Below are 15,855 nucleotides of genomic sequence, written 5' to 3'. Positions count from 1 at the left end.
GATTAAATTGAAAGAGGAAGATATGAAGGCAAAATTAAAATATAAGGCGAAAAAGATTAAGATTGTTTTCTTTGATATCGATGATACCTTGCGGGTCAAGGAAACGGGCTTCATCCCAGAATCGATCAAAGTTGTATTTAAGCAGCTGAGAGAAAAGGGAATTCTGACAGGAATTGCTTCTGGTCGTGGCATTTTTGGAGTTGTTCCAGAAATTCGTGCCTTGGATCCTGATTTTTTTGTTACCTTGAATGGGGCTTATGTTGAAAATAGAAAAGGCGAAGTCATTGCGAAAACGGTCATTCCGCAAGAATGCGTGGAATCCTATATTTCTTGGACCAAGGAAGTGGGCATTGAGTACGGTTTGGTAGGCAGTCATGAAGCGGCTTTGTCTGTTCGTAATCCTATGATTTCGTCAGCAATTGATATCATTTATCCAGATCTGGCTGTCAATCCTGATTTTTACCAAGATCATGAAATCTATCAAATGTGGACTTTTGAGGATATAGGCGACAGTTTGCAGTTGCCAGAGGATTTGGCCAACTCTCTCCGTATGGTGCGTTGGCATGAGTATTCATCGGATGTCGTACTGAAAGAAGGTTCAAAGGCAGCTGGCGTTGCCAAGGTCGTGGAGCACCTCGGTTTCAAACCAGAAAATGTTTTAGTTTTTGGCGACGGACTCAATGATTTAGAATTATTTGACTATGCAGGGCTCAGTATTGCTATGGGAGTTTCCGACGAAGAGCTACAGGAAAAAGCTGATTTCGTCACAAAAACGATCGAAGAAGACGGTATTTTTGATGCTTTGGAGCAATTGGGCATGGTGGAGAAAGAATTGACCTTCCCACAGCTTCATCTTGATGAGCTGGAAGGACCAGTGGCAAAGATCAAGACAAACCATGGTGAGTTGAAGATTCAACTCTTCCCAGAGCAAGCGCCCAAAACAGTTGCCAACTTTATTGCCTTATCTAAGGATGGCTACTATGACGGAGTGATTTTCCATCGAGTTATCAAAGATTTTATGATTCAGGGGGGCGATCCGACGGGTACTGGCATGGGCGGAGAGTCCATCTATGGTGAACGCTTTGAAGACGAGTTTTCACCTGAACTTTATAATATTCGTGGTGCTCTATCAATGGCGAATGCTGGACCAAATACCAATGGCAGTCAGTTCTTTATTGTCCAAAATAGCAGTCTTCCTTATTCAACCAAGGAATTGACTCGGGGAGGATGGCCAAAGCCAATCGCTGAAGTTTATGCTAGCCAGGGCGGGACACCGCATTTGGACCGTCGACATACTGTGTTTGGCCAGTTAGTGGATGAGGCTTCTTATGAAGTTCTGGACAAGATCGCAGCAGTTGAGACAGCTTCAATGGATAAACCGCTTGAGGATGTTGTTATTGAGACGATTGAGGTTATAGACTAATGAAAATCGGAGATAAGTTAAAGGGCAAGATTACAGGAATTCAGCCCTACGGTGCCTTTGTCGAACTAGAAAGCGGTCTGATCGGGCTCATTCATATTTCTGAGATTCGGACGGGTTATATTGACAATATTCACGATATTTTAAAAATCGGGGATCAGGTTCTCGTGCAGGTGGTGGATTATGACGAGTTTTCTGGTAAGGCCAGCTTATCGATGCGAACCTTGGAGGAGGAAAAACATCGTTTACCAAGACGGCATCGCTTTTCAAATGATCGTTGTAAAATTGGTTTTGCGCCCTTAGGTAAGCAATTGCCAATCTGGATAAGGGAAGCCAAAGCTTTTCTGAAAGAACAAAAAGAGTAAAAAATTCCTACCCAAACGGGTAGGAATTTTGTTAACTCTTTTCACTATTAAGCGTCAAATTCGTAGAGAGCGGTAGATAGGTAACGCTCACCATTATCAGGTGCTAGGGCAAGGACTTTTTTACCAGCTCCTAGTTTTTTAGCGACTTCAATGGCTGCAAAAATAGCCGCAGCAGATGAAATTCCGACTAGGAAACCTTCCTGACCACCAATATAGCGTCCCAATTCTAGCGCTTGCTCGGAAGTCACGCGGACAATACCATCATAGGCTGCTGTATCCAAGGTTTCTGGAATGAAGCCAGCTGAAAGTCCTTGGATTTTGTGAGGACCTGGTTTCTCACCAGAAAGGATAGCAGATTCGTCTGCTTCAACCGCATAGACTTGGATATTCGGATTCGCTTTTTTAAGAGCATGAGAGACACCAGAGATAGTCCCACCAGTTCCGACACCACCGACAAAAGCATCCAGTCCAGTTTCACCGAAAGCAGCGATAACTTCTTCTCCTGTTGTTCGTTCGTGAACTTCTGGATTAGCCGGATTATTAAACTGCAGTGGCAACCAGCCATTTCGCTCTTGGGCAATTTCTTCTGCCTTGGCGATAGCGCCTTTCATTCCTTCGCTACCCGGAGTCAACACTAGCTCTGCCCCATAGGCTTGAATAATCTTGCGGCGCTCCACACTCATGGTTTCTGGCATCACAATGACAACCTTGTAGCCTTTAGCTGCCCCAACCCATGAAAGGCCAATACCAGTATTTCCGCTGGTTGCTTCCACAATAGTGTCGCCAGGCTTGATAAGGCCATCGCGTTCAGCGGCCTCAATCATGCTGAGAGCAATCCGGTCCTTGACAGAAGAGCCAGGGTTGAAGGCTTCTAACTTGACGTAAACCTCAGCAGCTCCTTCAGGAACGATATTATTTAGTTTAACAATTGGCGTTCTTCCAACTAATTCTGTGATATTTTGATAAATGTTTGCCATTTTTCCTACCTCAATACTTTAATGAAACTAGTATAAGACGAAAGCGGCACTTTGTAAAATATAAAAAAGCTATGGCCACGATAAAAATTCTTTATCACTCAGCCTAGCTTTTTAAATTATTCAACTGTTAAGGGAATTTCAACCTTGCGCAAACCTTGATCATCAATTTGGATTTTGCCATTGAAAAATTCGACTAATTTCTGCTCTAGTGTTTCTTTTTCCTGCTTGTCGATATAAATGGTTGTGGCAACTAGATCTGTGAACTCTGTATCGAATTCGATCAGATCTTCAGCTTTCAAAAAGTTATCGAAGTTTTGATACTGGCTGTAAGACATTTTAAGGCGTAAGCCGGCTTGTTCCTTGATTTCGATCAAACCGATTTCTTTGATTGCCAAGGCGACGCTGCCTGCATAAGCCCGAATGAGTCCGCCAGCTCCTAGTTTAATCCCACCAAAATAGCGCGTGACCACAAAGCAGACATTGGTCAGTTGGTGATTTTCCATGACACCGAGCATGGGAACGCCCGCTGTACCGCTGGGCTCCCCGTCGTCACTGGTTCGTTTGATTTCACTTTTCTCTCCGACAATAAAAGCAGAGCAATTATGAGTGGCTTTATAGTGCTCTTTTTTGATGGCTGCAATAAAATCCCTGGCTTCCTCTTCTGAGTAAACGCGCTTGGCGTGGCAAATGAAGCGAGATTTTTTAATTTCTTCCTGGGCTTGACCGTCTTGTCTAATTGTTCTATATTCCATAGTTTTATTGTACACAAAAAAATGGATTTTTCCAAAAGTTTTACGAATAAAAAAGTATGTTAGAAATAAAAGATTGCCTAGGTAGGATATTTACAAAGGATCAGCTCAGCCCTGAGCTGCGCTTGCAGGCCCAGCAGATGCTCAGTATGCGAGAGGAAAGGAGGAAATTATTTTGCGGCTGCTGTGGTTCTCAAGTGGACAAGGAGAACTACCAGCTACCTGTCAATGCCTACTATTGTAGGGAATGTCTGATTTTGGGGCGAGTTCGGAGTGATCAAGAACTCTACTATTTTCCACAGGAAGCTTTTCCTAAAAATCAGGTACTCAAGTGGCAGGGACAATTAACGACCTTTCAAGAGAAAGTTTCTCAGGGACTGTTAGAGTCAGTTGCTCAAAAGCAGAATAGCCTAGTCCATGCAGTGACTGGGGCGGGCAAAACGGAAATGATTTATCAGGTGATTGCAGAAGTGATTGACCATGGAGGTGCCGTTTGTCTAGCCAGCCCTCGGATTGATGTCTGTTTGGAGCTTTATCGCCGGCTCCAGCTGGATTTTGCCTGTCCTATTTCACTTTTGCATGGTGAATCCGAGCCATATTTTCGCAGTCCCTTGGTCATTGCCACTACCCATCAGCTCCTCAAATTTTATCGAGCTTTTGATTTGTTGATTGTGGATGAAGTAGATGCTTTTCCTTATGTGGACAATCCTGTGCTCTACCATGCCGTGGAGCAGTCGGTCAAGGAGAAGGGAACGACAATTTTCTTAACTGCCACTTCGACGGATGAGCTGGATAAAAAAGTCCAAAAAGGAGAATTAAAACGCCTTAGTCTTCCTCGGCGCTTCCATGGCAATCCTTTGATTGTGCCCCAAAAAGTTTGGCTGGCAGATTTTCAAAAATATTTGGCGAAAAAGAAATTGCCGCCTAAATTGAAGAAATATATCGAGAGACAGAGAAAAACAGGCTTTCCCTTACTGATCTTTGCCTCGGAAATCAAAAGAGGTCAAGAATTTGCGCAAGTTTTGGAGGAGATATTTCCAGCGGAAAGAGTCGGATTTGTGGCTTCGACAACTGAAAATCGTCTAGAAATCGTTGAAGAGTTTCGCAAGCGAGAAATTACCATTTTGGTCACAACGACCATCTTAGAGCGTGGTGTGACCTTTCCCTGTGTAGATGTCTTTGTTCTGGAGGCCAACCATCGTCTCTTTAGCCGTAGCGCCTTGGTACAAATTTCTGGTCGAGTGGGACGTAGCATGGAGAGGCCGACGGGAGATTTATTCTTCTTTCACGACGGTACCACACGTTCAATCGAAAAAGCGATTCGTGAAATCAAACTGATGAACAAGGAGGCTGGCCTATGAAAAATTGCCTGTTATGCAGCCAAGTAGTCGAAGAAAATAGGACTTTTTCTTCCTTGATTTTATTGCAAAAAGAAGAAAATACAATTTGTAAGAATTGTCGAGCAGGATTTGAAGCGATTTCCTCTATCCATTGCCCACGTTGCTGGAAGGATGGGGAAGCGAAAGTCTGCTCGGACTGTCAAATATGGGAAGCGCAAGGCTATTTGGTGCAGCATCAGGCTTGCTTTCTTTATAATGATTTGATGAAGGACTTCTTCAGCAAATACAAATTTCAAGGGGATTATCTTCTGAGATTTGTGTTTGCAGAAGTTCTCAAAAAAGGCCTCAGAAACTTCAAAAAATATACTTTAGTTCCTATTCCGGTCAGTCCTGAAAAATACCAAAATCGAGGTTTTAATCAGGTAGAAGGCTTCTTGCAAGCAGCTGGCTTGCCTTACAAACAGTTGCTTGAAAAGCAGGATGCGATTGCCCAATCCAGTAAAAATCGTCAAGAACGATTAAACAGTCAGCAATGTTTTACATTGGTAAAAGATGTCCTTCTGCCAGAAAAAATTCTTCTGATAGATGATGTATATACGACTGGAAAAACATTGCAATTAGCTCGAGAATTATTGCTGGAAGCAGGTGTGAAAGAAGTTTTGACATTTTCACTCGCAAGATAAGAAAATATTTGCAAAAAAAGAATGAAAGCGTTATAATGATATTGTAAATAAAACATTTATGTTTAGAAAGAAGGTACTTATATGCTTAAATATAGTATCCGTGGTGAAAACCTAGAAGTAACTGATGCTCTCCGTGACTACGTAGTTTCTAAACTTGAGAAGATTGAGAAGTATTTCCAAGCGGAGCAAGAACTTGATGCACGGGTAAATTTGAAAGTGTACCGGGAGAAGACGGCGAAAGTCGAAGTAACGATTCCTCTTGGCTCTATTACCCTTCGGGCAGAAGATGTTTCGCAAGATATGTACGGATCTATCGACCTAGTTATCGATAAGATTGAACGTCAGATTCGTAAGAATAAGACAAAGATTGAAAAGAAAAATCGGAACAAGGTTGCAACTAGCCAGTTGTTCACTGATGCTCTAGTAGAAGAAGCTGATGCAGCATCTTCCAAAGTAGTACGTTCTAAGCATATTGATTTGAAACCAATGGATCTAGATGAAGCTATTTTGCAAATGGATTTGTTGGGACATGACTTCTTCATCTACACAGATGTTGAAGATAGTACAACGAATGTTATCTATCGTCGTGAAGATGGAGATATCGGTTTGTTAGAAGTAAAATAATGTAAAAGAGCCGTCCAATGGACGGCTTTTTGTTGTAGAGAAAGCTCTCGCTCATTCTACTTCAAAGAATGATTACGAATAAAGAAATTCTATTTTATTTTTATAGCTGTCCTATGGTATAATAAAGGGATAAATGTTAGGTGGTAGGTATGGCTAAATTAATTCCAGGTAAAATTCGAACGGAAGGAATTGCCCTCTGTGACAGCAAAAAGGTTGAAATTATTGAAGTCAAGGATTCCTTTTTATACACGCGCGTGGATCAGTACAATCTACGTTATAGTCTAGATGATGAGGCAGTTTTCTGCTCCTGTGATTTTTTTCAAAAGAAGAAGTACTGCGCCCATCTGGCTGCCTTGGAATATTTTTTGAAAAATGATCCAGCAGGTAAAGATCTGCTGGCGAAGATGACAGAAAAAGAGTCTTCTAGTCAGGAAGCCCAGAAATTGGTTTCTTTTGGTAGCCTTTTTTTGGATAAGATTTTGCTAGATAAATCCAGTCAGCAAGTCCGCTATGAGCTATCAGCGACTGGACGGGAAGATACTTACACAGGACAATTTTTATGGAGTCTGCGGATTAGCCGTCTGCCGGATGAGCGCTCTTATGTAGTGCGTGATATTTTGTCCTTTTTGAGAACCTTGAATAAGGGTGGGCATTATCAAATCGGTAAGAACTACTATGAGCCTATTCGCATGGAGAATTTTGATGAGGCCAGTCAAGATTTGCTAGAATTTTTACGAGGCTTGGTGATGGATTATAAGGGGCAGGACTCTTCGTTGGTCTTTCCCAATGCTGGACGGCACCTTTATTTTCCAGCTAGTCTTTTTGAGGAAGGCGTGACTCGCTTGATGAATCTCACTTCGTTTCGTTTGGAATATAGCTTTTATGATTATGCTGAGGTATTTTTCCAAGACTTGCATGAAGAAGCGGGAATTTATCAGTTTGAGGTGCAAGAACGGGAAAACTATTTTGAATTGCTGATATCAGAAAAGAATTATAAGCTGCTCTATGGGGGGCAATTTATCTTTCATAATCAGACCTTCCATCAGCTGACGACTGAGCAGACCAAATTAGTCAAGGCTTTACAGGAATTACCGATTGAGCAAGAGCGGGTCAAGCGCCTGCAGTTTGATGTGTCTGAGCAGTCCAAACTGGCAGTGAGTCTGCTTGAGTTTAAAAAAATTGGCCGTGTGACAGCACCTGAGCGACTGTTCATTCATGATTTTACCGTGGATTTCGATTTTAATTTGGAGGCTGACAAGCAAGTATTGCTGGATCTTGTCTTTGATTATGGTAGTCAGACTGTCACCAGTCGTGAAGAGCTGAGAAATCTACCTTTTGCCAGCAATTTTGAGCGGGAACAGCAAGTTTTTAAAGCAATGCTGGAGGCAGGTTTTGCAGATGATTTTATCAGTCAGCGTCCGCCTTTACGACCTGAAGAAATTTACCGTTTCTTCTCCGTCTTGATTCCACGCTTTAGAGCATTGGGCAATGTCTACTTGTCAGATGAGCTGCAGAGTCTATCACAAACAGCACCTCCAAAGGTTTCCATCAGTATGAATGGAGGACTCTTGGATATCGGCTTTGATTTTACTGGTATCGACCAGTCTGAGGTAGATGATGTTCTAGATTCGCTGATGAGTCAAAAGGATTACTTTATCAGCAAGACGGGTCAAGTTGTGATTTTTGATGAGAATAGTAAGCGAATCAGCCAGACCTTGCAACAATTGCGAAGCAAACATTCTAAAAATGGGGTTATCCAAACGCATAGCTTGGCTGCCTATCAACTCTCTGAATTGTTCAAAGATCAGGAAAGAGTTGACTTGTCGCAGGATTTTCGTCAGCTGGCTTATGATTTGACCCACCCTGAGGACTTTCCTTTGCCTAAGCTGAAAGTTCAGGCAGAGCTTCGAGATTATCAAGAAACGGGTGTAAAATGGCTATCCATGCTGAATAAATATGGATTTGGTGGTATTCTAGCCGATGACATGGGCTTGGGAAAGACCCTTCAGACCATTTCTTTCTTGACTGCTCATTTGACCAAGTCTAAGAAAGTTTTGATTTTGGCGCCGTCGAGTCTAATTTACAACTGGAGCGATGAGTTTGCCAAATTTGCTCCAGACCTAGATGTCGCTGTTGTGTATGGACTGAAAAATGTTCGAGATGCTGTGATTGCGGAAGACCATCAGATTACCATTACCAGTTATGCTTCCTTCAGACAAGATGTTGAAGAGTATAAAGGACTTCATTTTGACTATTTGGTATTGGACGAAGCGCAGGTCATGAAGAATGACCAGAGCAAGATTGCTCAATATCTGAGAGCATTTGAGGTGGAGCGGACTTATGCCTTGTCTGGCACGCCGATTGAAAATCATCTCGGCGAACTTTGGTCAATTTTTCAGATCGTCCTTCCGGGCTTATTACCGAGCAAGAAAGCTTTTTTGAAGATGCCGGCAGAAACGGTTGCGCGCTATATTAAACCCTTTGTCATGAGGCGTAAGAAAGAAGAAGTCTTGCAGGAGCTTCCTGATTTGATTGAGATTTCTTATCGTAATGAACTCGCAGACAGCCAGAAAACGATTTATCTAGCTCTGCTCAAGCAAATGCAGGAGCGAATTCTCCATGCAACAGAGGAGGAAATCAATCGTAGTAAAATCGAAATTTTGTCTGGTCTTATGCGACTCCGTCAAATCTGTGATACTCCCAAGCTTTTTATGGATGATTACGATGGGGAAAGCGGCAAGCTGGAAAGTTTACGTGAGCTGTTGGAGCAGATCCAAGACGGTGAACATCGTGTTCTGATATTTTCACAATTCCGTGGCATGCTGGATATTATCGAGCAAGAACTGAACCAGATGGGAATGGAGTCCTTCAAAATCACAGGCTCAACTCCAGCAAAAGAACGTCAGGAGATGACCAAAGCCTTTAATCAAGGAGAAAGATCAGCCTTCCTGATTTCTCTTAAAGCTGGTGGTGTCGGTCTCAATCTAACTGGTGCAAATACTGTTATTTTAGTGGATCTTTGGTGGAATCCTGCAGTAGAAGCCCAAGCTATTGGTCGGGCTCATCGCATCGGTCAGGAACGGAATGTAAAAGTTTATCGTATGATTACACGGGGGACTATTGAAGAAAAAATTCAGGAATTACAGGACACCAAACGAAATCTAGTTTCAACGATTCTAGATGGTGCAGAGTCTCGCTCTAGTCTTTCGATGGAAGAAATTCGAGAAATTCTTGGAATTTCATCTGAATCGCTTGAAAAATAGTTTGAATAGTTTATAATAATGAAGAGTTGAAAGGACATGCTATGACAAATACTAAATTTCCTATAATTGCTGATGACGAAATCATGTTGACAGAAATGCCACACATGAATTTGTACGATGAGTTGGATCTGATTAGCAACATTAAAGGGGACTATCAGGACCGTAATTATTTAGAATGGATGCCGATTGCTAAGCCAGAAAATCCTGCTCATGCTACTCCTAGTCAAACTGTAAGTAAAGCTAGAAAGAAGCAAGCTCCAGTTACGGACTTTAAAAAGCCGATTGATAAGAAAGATCCAGCTATTCGCTATGCTGAGCAAGCACGAGAGGAAGCTCGGGCTGATCTGAGGAAAAAACGTTCAGCTGCTTATTTGACGAGCAAGCTCCCAAATAAGGTTCGTAGTCGGAAGGTGGCACCTCCTTTTGAGGGAAATCCAGTTAAACCAACAGCCCCTTTCCAAAAGGAAAATCCAGGTGAGTTAACGAAGTTCAGTGATAAGCTAAAGCAAGATAGCTACATATTAGCAGATGTTCAGTCTCAACCTCTCATAGAAGTACCAACGAATCCAGAAAAAAAGAAAAAGAATAACTACGATTTTCTCAAAACCAGCCAAGTCTATAACAAGGGCAAGAAGCGAGAAAAACACAATAAGCATAAAAAAGCTCAGGAATTGGACATCACCAAGTTGAGTTCAGATGCCCAAGGACAATAAGGCTTCAGTTGTTTAAGATTTAAGGAGTAATCATGACGAAAACCTATCATTTTATCGGAATTAAGGGCTCAGGTATGAGCGCTTTGGCTTTGATGTTGCATCAGATGGGCCATAAGGTTCAGGGAAGCGATGTTGATAAATATTATTTCACTCAGCGTGGTCTGGAGCAGGCTGGGATTCCCATTTTGCCTTTCGATGAGAAAAATCTCCAGTCAGATTTTGAAATTATTGCCGGTAATGCCTTCCGTCCAGATAACAATGTGGAAATTGCCTATGCAGATGCCAATGGTATTAGCTACAAGCGCTACCATGAATTTTTGGGTAGCTTTATGCGTGACTTTGTCAGCTTAGGAGTAGCAGGTGCTCACGGGAAAACTTCGACAACGGGTATTCTTTCTCATGTTCTGTCTAATATCACAGATACTAGCTATCTAATTGGGGATGGTACAGGTCGCGGTTCTGCTAATGCCAAGTATTTTGTCTTTGAATCAGACGAGTACGAACGTCATTTTATGCCTTATCATCCGGAATATTCGATCATCACCAATATTGACTTCGATCATCCGGATTATTTCACAAGCTTGGAAGATGTCTTTAATGCTTTCAATGATTACGCCAAGCAGATTACAAAAGGACTCTTCGTTTATGGAGAAGACGAGCAACTACGCCGTATTACTTCAAATGCGCCGATTTACTACTATGGTTTCAAGGAAGAAGGCAACGACTTTGTTGCTCACGACCTCTTGCGTTCTACTAGTGGTTCAGGCTTTAAAGTTTCCTTCCGTGGGCAAGAGCTGGGTGAGTTCCAGATTCCAAGCTTTGGCCGTCACAACATTATGAATGCGACAGCGGTCATCGGTCTCCTCTATATTGCAGGTATTGACTTGAATCTAGTAAGGGAACATCTCAAGACCTTTAGTGGGGTTAAGCGCCGCTTTACAGAAAAGATTGTTAATGATACAGTCATTATTGATGACTTTGCCCATCATCCAACGGAAATTATTGCGACTCTGGATGCAGCTCGTCAGAAGTATCCAAGCAAGGAAATTGTGGCCATATTCCAGCCGCACACCTTCACTCGGACCATTGCTCTCTTGGACGAATTTGCGGAAGCCCTCAATCAAGCTGACTCAGTCTATCTAGCCCAGATTTACGGATCTGCGCGCGAGGTAGACAAAGGTGATGTTAAGGTCGAAGATTTGGCTGAAAAGATTGTGAAGCGTGCCAAGGTTATTGATGTGGACAATGTCTCTCCACTTCTTGACCACGATAATGCAGTTTATGTCTTTATGGGAGCTGGAGACATCCAGACCTATGAATATTCCTTTGAACGTCTCTTGTCTAATCTGACTAGCAACGTTCAGTAGGAGGCGCCTGGATGAAAGCACCAATTCGAATTAGACAAGCCGACTTGAGCGACTGGGAGGAAATTCTTGCAATTGAGCAGCTGAATTTTCCAGCAGCAGAAGCAGCCAGTGCAGAAGTTCTAAAAGAGCAGATTGCTGATACTTTTTTGCTAGCAGAGCTGCATGGTCAGCTGGCGGGCTATATTGTTGGACCAGCTATTCAGGCGCGATATTTGACAGATGACCTCTTTAGCAGGGTGGGTGCTAATTCTCCAGAAGGTGGATTCATTGCCGTCCAAAGTCTGTCTGTCCATCCTGATTTTCAGAGGCAGGGTGTCGGAACCTTGTTGCTTGCAGCTCTCAAGGAGACAGCTGTTCAGCAACATCGGCAGGGAATTACCCTACTCTGTCCTGATGAGCTAGTAGCCTATTATGAAATGAATGGCTTTATTCATGAAGGAATCACAGACTCGAGTCACGCTAGTGCTATCTGGTCAAATATGGTATGGAAAAATCCAAATTTTAAGGAGAAAGAATGATTATCCGTCAAGCTCAAATGGCTGATTTAGATACCATTTATGCTATCGAATTGGAAAATTTCAGTCCAGAAGAGGCTATTAGTCGTAAAATATTGGCAAAGCACATTGAAACGATTCCTTCAACTTTTTTGGTTGCAGAAAAAAATGGCAAGATTTTGGGCTATTTAGAAGGTCCTGTCCGACCAGAACGCTACTTAAAAGATATTTCCTTTACGGAGGACGTTGAAGATTATAGCTATTTGGCAGGCGGATTTATCTCTGTAACCAGTCTATCCATTTCTAAAGAAGCACAGGCGTTAGGTGTAGGAAAAGCCTTGTTGAACACTATGAAGGAAATTGCGATTGCAGATGAACGTCACGGTATCAATCTCACTTGTCATGATTATTTGGTAGCCTATTATGAGAAGCATGGCTTCGTCAATGAAGGACCTTCGTCCTCAACTTATGCAGATGAAGTATGGTTTGATATGGTTTGGGAAAATCCCCAGATATAACTTTCATAAATAATATAGTTTTAAAAGTCGGAGATGATTGCATTTATCTGACTTTTAAGATATAATGTTAGGGATTATGAAGAAGGAGATCAAGTTTTTGACTGAAAATTCACAGGATAACGAAAAGACGCTGAGTTTTAAAGAGAAAATTTTGAATGAGTTGGCAACAGCCAATGGTACCCAAAATCACTCAGTTCAGGAAGAAGCGCAGCCTCTTTTAGGTAAAGAAATGGAATTGGCGGAGAGCTTGGAATCTCTCGTTTCTGCTGTTGAAAAATCTCATGAGGTTCTAGAGAAGGATACTTCAGTAGAGGAAGAACCTAGTAAGGTCAAAGTAGAAGAGCCAATGGGACAAAGCGATCCTACGGTTCATACTCAGGCAGATGTGCTAGAAAATATAGTCCGTAATTCTACGATTTCGGAAGTCCCATCAAATGTTGGTGGTCCAGGACAAGCTGATGTTGCTAAGAAGGAAAGTATAGAATATGGAGAGGTTCAAACTTCTGTGGCTCATTCGGAAGCTTATCAAGAAAAGGTAGCGCCTGTTGCAGATGAGATAAAAGAAACAGTGTTACCTGATTCAAACACTACAGATGAAAGAGAAGCTAAAAATGATTTTTCTACTGCAGAACCAACGCTAAGCCGTAGAGATGTTGCTCATGGAAAAAAACGTTCACGTGCAGATCGTACCAATAGTAGTAAAAAGAAAAAACGTAAAAACGGCCTAGCCAATCGAATCGTGATGACAGTCTTGGTACTTTTCCTATTGGGCCTTGGTATTACTGGTTTTGTAGGATACAATTATGTCTCTTCCGCACTGAAACCAGTAGATGCTAAATCGACAGAATATGTGACAGTAGAGATTCCTGCCGGTTCTAGTACCAAACAAATCGGAGAGATTTTAGAAAAGAAGGGCCTGATTAAGAACGCTCAAGTCTTTAATCTTTATTCAAAAATCAGAAGTTATGGGAATTTCCAATCTGGTTACTATAATCTTCAAAAGAGTATGGATTTAGACACGATTGCTAAGCAATTACAAGAAGGTGGAACAGATACACCACAGCCTCCAGTTCTTGGCAAGATAACAATTCCTGAAGGATACACCTTGGAGCAAATTGCCGAAGCAACTACTGTCAATGCTGCAAAAACTGCGAACAAGAATACTAAAACACCATTCAGCAAGGAAGATTTTCTAAATAAAGCTCAAGATGAAGACTTTATTGCAAAAATGGCAGCTAAATATCCGCAGCTTCTAGCAACTTTGCCGAGCAAGGATAGTGGTGTTAAATATCGTCTTGAAGGTTATCTCTTCCCGGCTACTTATGATTATGGAAAAGAAACCACGATTGAAGAACTGATTGACCAAATGTTGGCTGCTATGAATACAAATCTATCGCAGTATTACTCAACAATTGAGTCTAAGAATCTGACAGTCAATGATGTTTTAACCCTCGCCTCTTTAGTTGAAAAAGAGGGATCAACTGATCAGGATCGCAAAGATATTGCGAGCGTCTTTTATAATCGTTTGAACCAAGCTATGCCACTTCAGAGCAATATTGCGCTTCTTTATGCTCAAGGAAAACTTGGTCAAAAGACAACTCTTAAAGAAGATGCTGAAATTGATACAAATCTTGACTCGCCTTATAATGTGTACAAGAAGCAAGGTTTGATGCCTGGTCCAGTAGATAGTCCAAGCCTGTCTGCTATCGAAGCTACCATTAATCCAAGTAAGACAGAGTACTTGTATTTTGTAGCAAATGTGGAAACAGGGGCTGTATATTTTGCAAATACTTACGAAGAACACGCTAAGAATGTGGAAGAACACGTTAATAGCAAATTAAACCAATCAGGTGAAAGTTCTAACTAAATTATGTGGTTTTCCACATAATTTTGTTTTATCAAAAAATAGAAAGAAGAGAGAAAATAAAGTAATGGCTGAAAAAACTTATCCTATGACCCTTGTAGAAAAGGAAAAATTAGAACAAGAATTAGAAGAATTGAAATTGGTTCGACGTCCAGAAGTAGTAGAACGCATTAAAATTGCTCGTTCTTACGGAGATTTATCAGAAAATAGTGAATATGAAGCAGCAAAGGACGAGCAGGCTTTCGTTGAAGGACAAATTTCAAGTCTGGAGACTAAAATTCGCTATGCTGTGATTGTTGATAGCGATTCAGTTGCTAAAGATGAAGTTGCCATCGGTAAAACAGTTACTATCCAAGAAGTCGGTGAGACTGAAGAAGAAGTATACATTATCGTTGGTTCAGCTGGTGCAGATGCTTTTGCGGGGAAAGTTTCAAATGAAAGTCCGATTGGTCAAGCATTGATTGGTAAGAAGACCGGTGATATTGCAACAGTAGAAACACCAGTTGGCAGTTATGATGTCAAAATCCTAAAAGTTGAAAAAACAGTCTAAGAAAGGTCGAGCACGCTCGGCTTTTTCTTTATCAATTTATGCTATAATATAGAACAAGCAAAGGAGATTGTATACTGATGGTTTTATCAAAAAAACGAGCACGCCATGTCATTGAGGAGATTATTGCCCTATTTCCTGATGCCAAACCGAGTTTAGATTTTAGAAATCACTTTGAGCTACTCGTGGCAGTCATGTTATCCGCTCAAACGACAGATGCTGCAGTTAATAAAGCTACCCCAAATCTATTTTTAGCTTACCCTACTCCAGAAGCTATGGCAGCAGCATCCGAGGCAGATATTGCCAAGCACATTTCGCGTTTAGGACTTTATCGAAATAAGGCCAAGTTTCTGAAAAAATGTGCCCAGCAACTCTTAGAGCAATTTGAGGGACAAGTGCCACAGACTCGTACGGAACTAGAAAGTCTGGCGGGTGTGGGGCGCAAAACAGCTAATGTGGTTATGAGCGTAGGTTTTGGCATTCCAGCATTTGCAGTTGATACCCATGTCGAACGCATTTGTAAACATCACAATATTGTCAAAAAGTCAGCAAGTCCTTTAGAAGTTGAAAAACGTGTTATGGACGTTCTCCCGCCTGAACGCTGGCTAGCTGCGCATCAGGCTATGATCTACTTTGGTCGGGCTATTTGCCATCCTAAAAATCCAGAGTGCGATCACTATCCTCAACTTTACAATTTTGATCATGTTTAAGATAGAGTCTTAAGATACAAATTTTTACTAGGCGATGAGCGCTTTAAGGGACGTAAAAGACTGTTGCGAGAGTTAGAGGAATATTTAATAGACTTTAGCAGCACGGTGATATAGTGGATAGGGGAGAGGTAAGAGGGAGATGTTACCTTTCCCTTTTAGTTATTGATTTATAGGTAGTTTTAGAGGGGTTTGGAAGAAAAGATGAAAAAAAGATAAAAAAA

15 protein-coding genes are annotated in these 15,855 nt (G+C 41.7%); 13 read left to right on the top strand and 2 right to left on the bottom strand.

Annotation, left to right across the window (positions count from 1 at the left end; genetic code table 11):
• Positions 1 to 22 precede the first annotated feature (22 nt).
• Positions 23 to 1,423 carry a bifunctional Cof-type HAD-IIB family hydrolase/peptidylprolyl isomerase gene (locus O3651_RS06085; protein WP_371609893.1) on the top strand — a complete coding sequence of 467 codons (1,401 nt, stop codon included), beginning with the start codon at positions 23 to 25 and terminating at the stop codon, positions 1,421 to 1,423.
• The gene (locus O3651_RS06080; RefSeq protein WP_005591890.1) at positions 1,423 to 1,785 is read left to right on the top strand and encodes a S1 RNA-binding domain-containing protein; all 363 of its coding nucleotides are present in this window, start codon (positions 1,423 to 1,425) and stop codon (positions 1,783 to 1,785) included. The genes O3651_RS06085 and O3651_RS06080 overlap by 1 nt, the downstream gene beginning before the upstream one ends.
• A 47-nt stretch (positions 1,786 to 1,832) precedes the next feature.
• On the opposite strand, the gene cysK is transcribed toward O3651_RS06080, so the two are convergent.
• Both cysK and O3651_RS06070 read right to left on the bottom strand, forming a co-directional pair.
• The gene (cysK, locus tag O3651_RS06075) at positions 1,833 to 2,762 is read right to left on the bottom strand and encodes a cysteine synthase A (protein WP_371609892.1); all 930 of its coding nucleotides are present in this window, start codon (positions 2,760 to 2,762) and stop codon (positions 1,833 to 1,835) included.
• Positions 2,763 to 2,878: 116 nt separating this feature from the next.
• Positions 2,879 to 3,514 carry a YigZ family protein gene (locus O3651_RS06070; RefSeq protein WP_371609891.1) on the bottom strand — a complete coding sequence of 212 codons (636 nt, stop codon included), beginning with the start codon at positions 3,512 to 3,514 and terminating at the stop codon, positions 2,879 to 2,881.
• A gap of 56 nt (positions 3,515 to 3,570) precedes the next feature.
• On the opposite strand from O3651_RS06070, the gene O3651_RS06065 reads away from it, so the two are divergent.
• The 11 genes from O3651_RS06065 to nth all read left to right on the top strand — a co-directional run bounded on the left by O3651_RS06065 (position 3,571) and on the right by nth (position 15,634).
• Positions 3,571 to 4,872 carry a DEAD/DEAH box helicase gene (locus tag O3651_RS06065; RefSeq protein ID WP_371609890.1) on the top strand — a complete coding sequence of 434 codons (1,302 nt, stop codon included), beginning with the start codon at positions 3,571 to 3,573 and terminating at the stop codon, positions 4,870 to 4,872.
• Positions 4,869 to 5,534: a ComF family protein gene (locus O3651_RS06060; protein WP_371609889.1), complete on the top strand. Its 666-nt coding sequence runs from the start codon at positions 4,869 to 4,871 to the stop codon at positions 5,532 to 5,534. Before O3651_RS06065 ends, O3651_RS06060 begins: the two co-directional genes overlap by 4 nt.
• 81 nt (positions 5,535 to 5,615) lie before the next feature.
• Entirely contained in the window at positions 5,616 to 6,158 is a 543-nt protein-coding gene (gene hpf, locus O3651_RS06055; protein ID WP_045500914.1) for a ribosome hibernation-promoting factor, HPF/YfiA family, read from the top strand.
• Positions 6,159 to 6,307: 149 nt separating this feature from the next.
• Positions 6,308 to 9,421 carry a DEAD/DEAH box helicase gene (locus tag O3651_RS06050; protein WP_371609888.1) on the top strand — a complete coding sequence of 1,038 codons (3,114 nt, stop codon included), beginning with the start codon at positions 6,308 to 6,310 and terminating at the stop codon, positions 9,419 to 9,421.
• Positions 9,422 to 9,462: 41 nt separating this feature from the next.
• The gene (locus O3651_RS06045; protein ID WP_005591897.1) at positions 9,463 to 10,134 is read left to right on the top strand and encodes a hypothetical protein; all 672 of its coding nucleotides are present in this window, start codon (positions 9,463 to 9,465) and stop codon (positions 10,132 to 10,134) included.
• A gap of 32 nt (positions 10,135 to 10,166) precedes the next feature.
• Positions 10,167 to 11,501 carry a UDP-N-acetylmuramate--L-alanine ligase gene (gene murC / locus O3651_RS06040; protein ID WP_005591898.1) on the top strand — a complete coding sequence of 445 codons (1,335 nt, stop codon included), beginning with the start codon at positions 10,167 to 10,169 and terminating at the stop codon, positions 11,499 to 11,501.
• A gap of 11 nt (positions 11,502 to 11,512) precedes the next feature.
• Positions 11,513 to 12,019 (top strand): GNAT family N-acetyltransferase, encoded by a 507-nt coding sequence (locus tag O3651_RS06035; protein WP_223368215.1) that lies wholly within the window; start codon positions 11,513 to 11,515, stop codon positions 12,017 to 12,019.
• Positions 12,016 to 12,513: a GNAT family N-acetyltransferase gene (locus O3651_RS06030; RefSeq protein ID WP_223368214.1), complete on the top strand. Its 498-nt coding sequence runs from the start codon at positions 12,016 to 12,018 to the stop codon at positions 12,511 to 12,513. The genes O3651_RS06035 and O3651_RS06030 overlap by 4 nt, the downstream gene beginning before the upstream one ends.
• A 64-nt stretch (positions 12,514 to 12,577) precedes the next feature.
• Positions 12,578 to 14,380 (top strand): endolytic transglycosylase MltG, encoded by a 1,803-nt coding sequence (gene mltG, locus O3651_RS06025; protein ID WP_185774116.1) that lies wholly within the window; start codon positions 12,578 to 12,580, stop codon positions 14,378 to 14,380.
• A 64-nt stretch (positions 14,381 to 14,444) separates the two neighbouring features.
• Positions 14,445 to 14,927, top strand: a complete 483-nt coding sequence (greA, locus tag O3651_RS06020) for a transcription elongation factor GreA (protein ID WP_005592281.1) — start codon at positions 14,445 to 14,447, stop codon at positions 14,925 to 14,927.
• 77 nt (positions 14,928 to 15,004) lie between these two features.
• Complete coding sequence (gene nth, locus O3651_RS06015; protein ID WP_125383390.1) at positions 15,005 to 15,634, top strand: endonuclease III; 630 nt, start codon at positions 15,005 to 15,007, stop codon at positions 15,632 to 15,634.
• Positions 15,635 to 15,855: the final 221 nt, after the last annotated feature.

Origin of the sequence: Streptococcus sp. 27098_8_73 (assembly GCF_041432495.1) — a bacterium.
In the GTDB taxonomy this organism is placed as follows: Bacteria; Bacillota; Bacilli; order Lactobacillales; family Streptococcaceae; genus Streptococcus.
The sequence above is the reverse complement of the archived record's forward strand: the minus strand, read 5'-3'. Positions and strand labels throughout refer to the sequence as shown.

Bases quoted from the DNA above. Each gene is read 5' to 3' on its own strand.
- O3651_RS06070 (WP_371609891.1), bottom strand. From the start codon at position 3,514: ATGGAATATAGAACAATTAGACAAGACGGTCAAGCCCAGGAAGAAATT.
- hpf (WP_045500914.1), top strand. From the start codon at position 5,616: ATGCTTAAATATAGTATCCGTGGTGAAAACCTAGAAGTAACTGATGCT.
- O3651_RS06030 (WP_223368214.1), top strand. From the start codon at position 12,016: ATGATTATCCGTCAAGCTCAAATGGCTGATTTAGATACCATTTATGCT.
- O3651_RS06060 (WP_371609889.1), top strand. From the start codon at position 4,869: ATGAAAAATTGCCTGTTATGCAGCCAAGTAGTCGAAGAAAATAGGACT.
- nth (WP_125383390.1), top strand. From the start codon at position 15,005: ATGGTTTTATCAAAAAAACGAGCACGCCATGTCATTGAGGAGATTATT.
- mltG (WP_185774116.1), top strand. From the start codon at position 12,578: ATGTTAGGGATTATGAAGAAGGAGATCAAGTTTTTGACTGAAAATTCA.
- O3651_RS06035 (WP_223368215.1), top strand. From the start codon at position 11,513: ATGAAAGCACCAATTCGAATTAGACAAGCCGACTTGAGCGACTGGGAG.
- greA (WP_005592281.1), top strand. From the start codon at position 14,445: ATGGCTGAAAAAACTTATCCTATGACCCTTGTAGAAAAGGAAAAATTA.
- O3651_RS06045 (WP_005591897.1), top strand. From the start codon at position 9,463: ATGACAAATACTAAATTTCCTATAATTGCTGATGACGAAATCATGTTG.
- cysK (WP_371609892.1), bottom strand. From the start codon at position 2,762: ATGGCAAACATTTATCAAAATATCACAGAATTAGTTGGAAGAACGCCA.
- murC (WP_005591898.1), top strand. From the start codon at position 10,167: ATGACGAAAACCTATCATTTTATCGGAATTAAGGGCTCAGGTATGAGC.
- O3651_RS06085 (WP_371609893.1), top strand. From the start codon at position 23: ATGAAGGCAAAATTAAAATATAAGGCGAAAAAGATTAAGATTGTTTTC.
- O3651_RS06080 (WP_005591890.1), top strand. From the start codon at position 1,423: ATGAAAATCGGAGATAAGTTAAAGGGCAAGATTACAGGAATTCAGCCC.
- O3651_RS06065 (WP_371609890.1), top strand. From the start codon at position 3,571: ATGTTAGAAATAAAAGATTGCCTAGGTAGGATATTTACAAAGGATCAG.
- O3651_RS06050 (WP_371609888.1), top strand. From the start codon at position 6,308: ATGGCTAAATTAATTCCAGGTAAAATTCGAACGGAAGGAATTGCCCTC.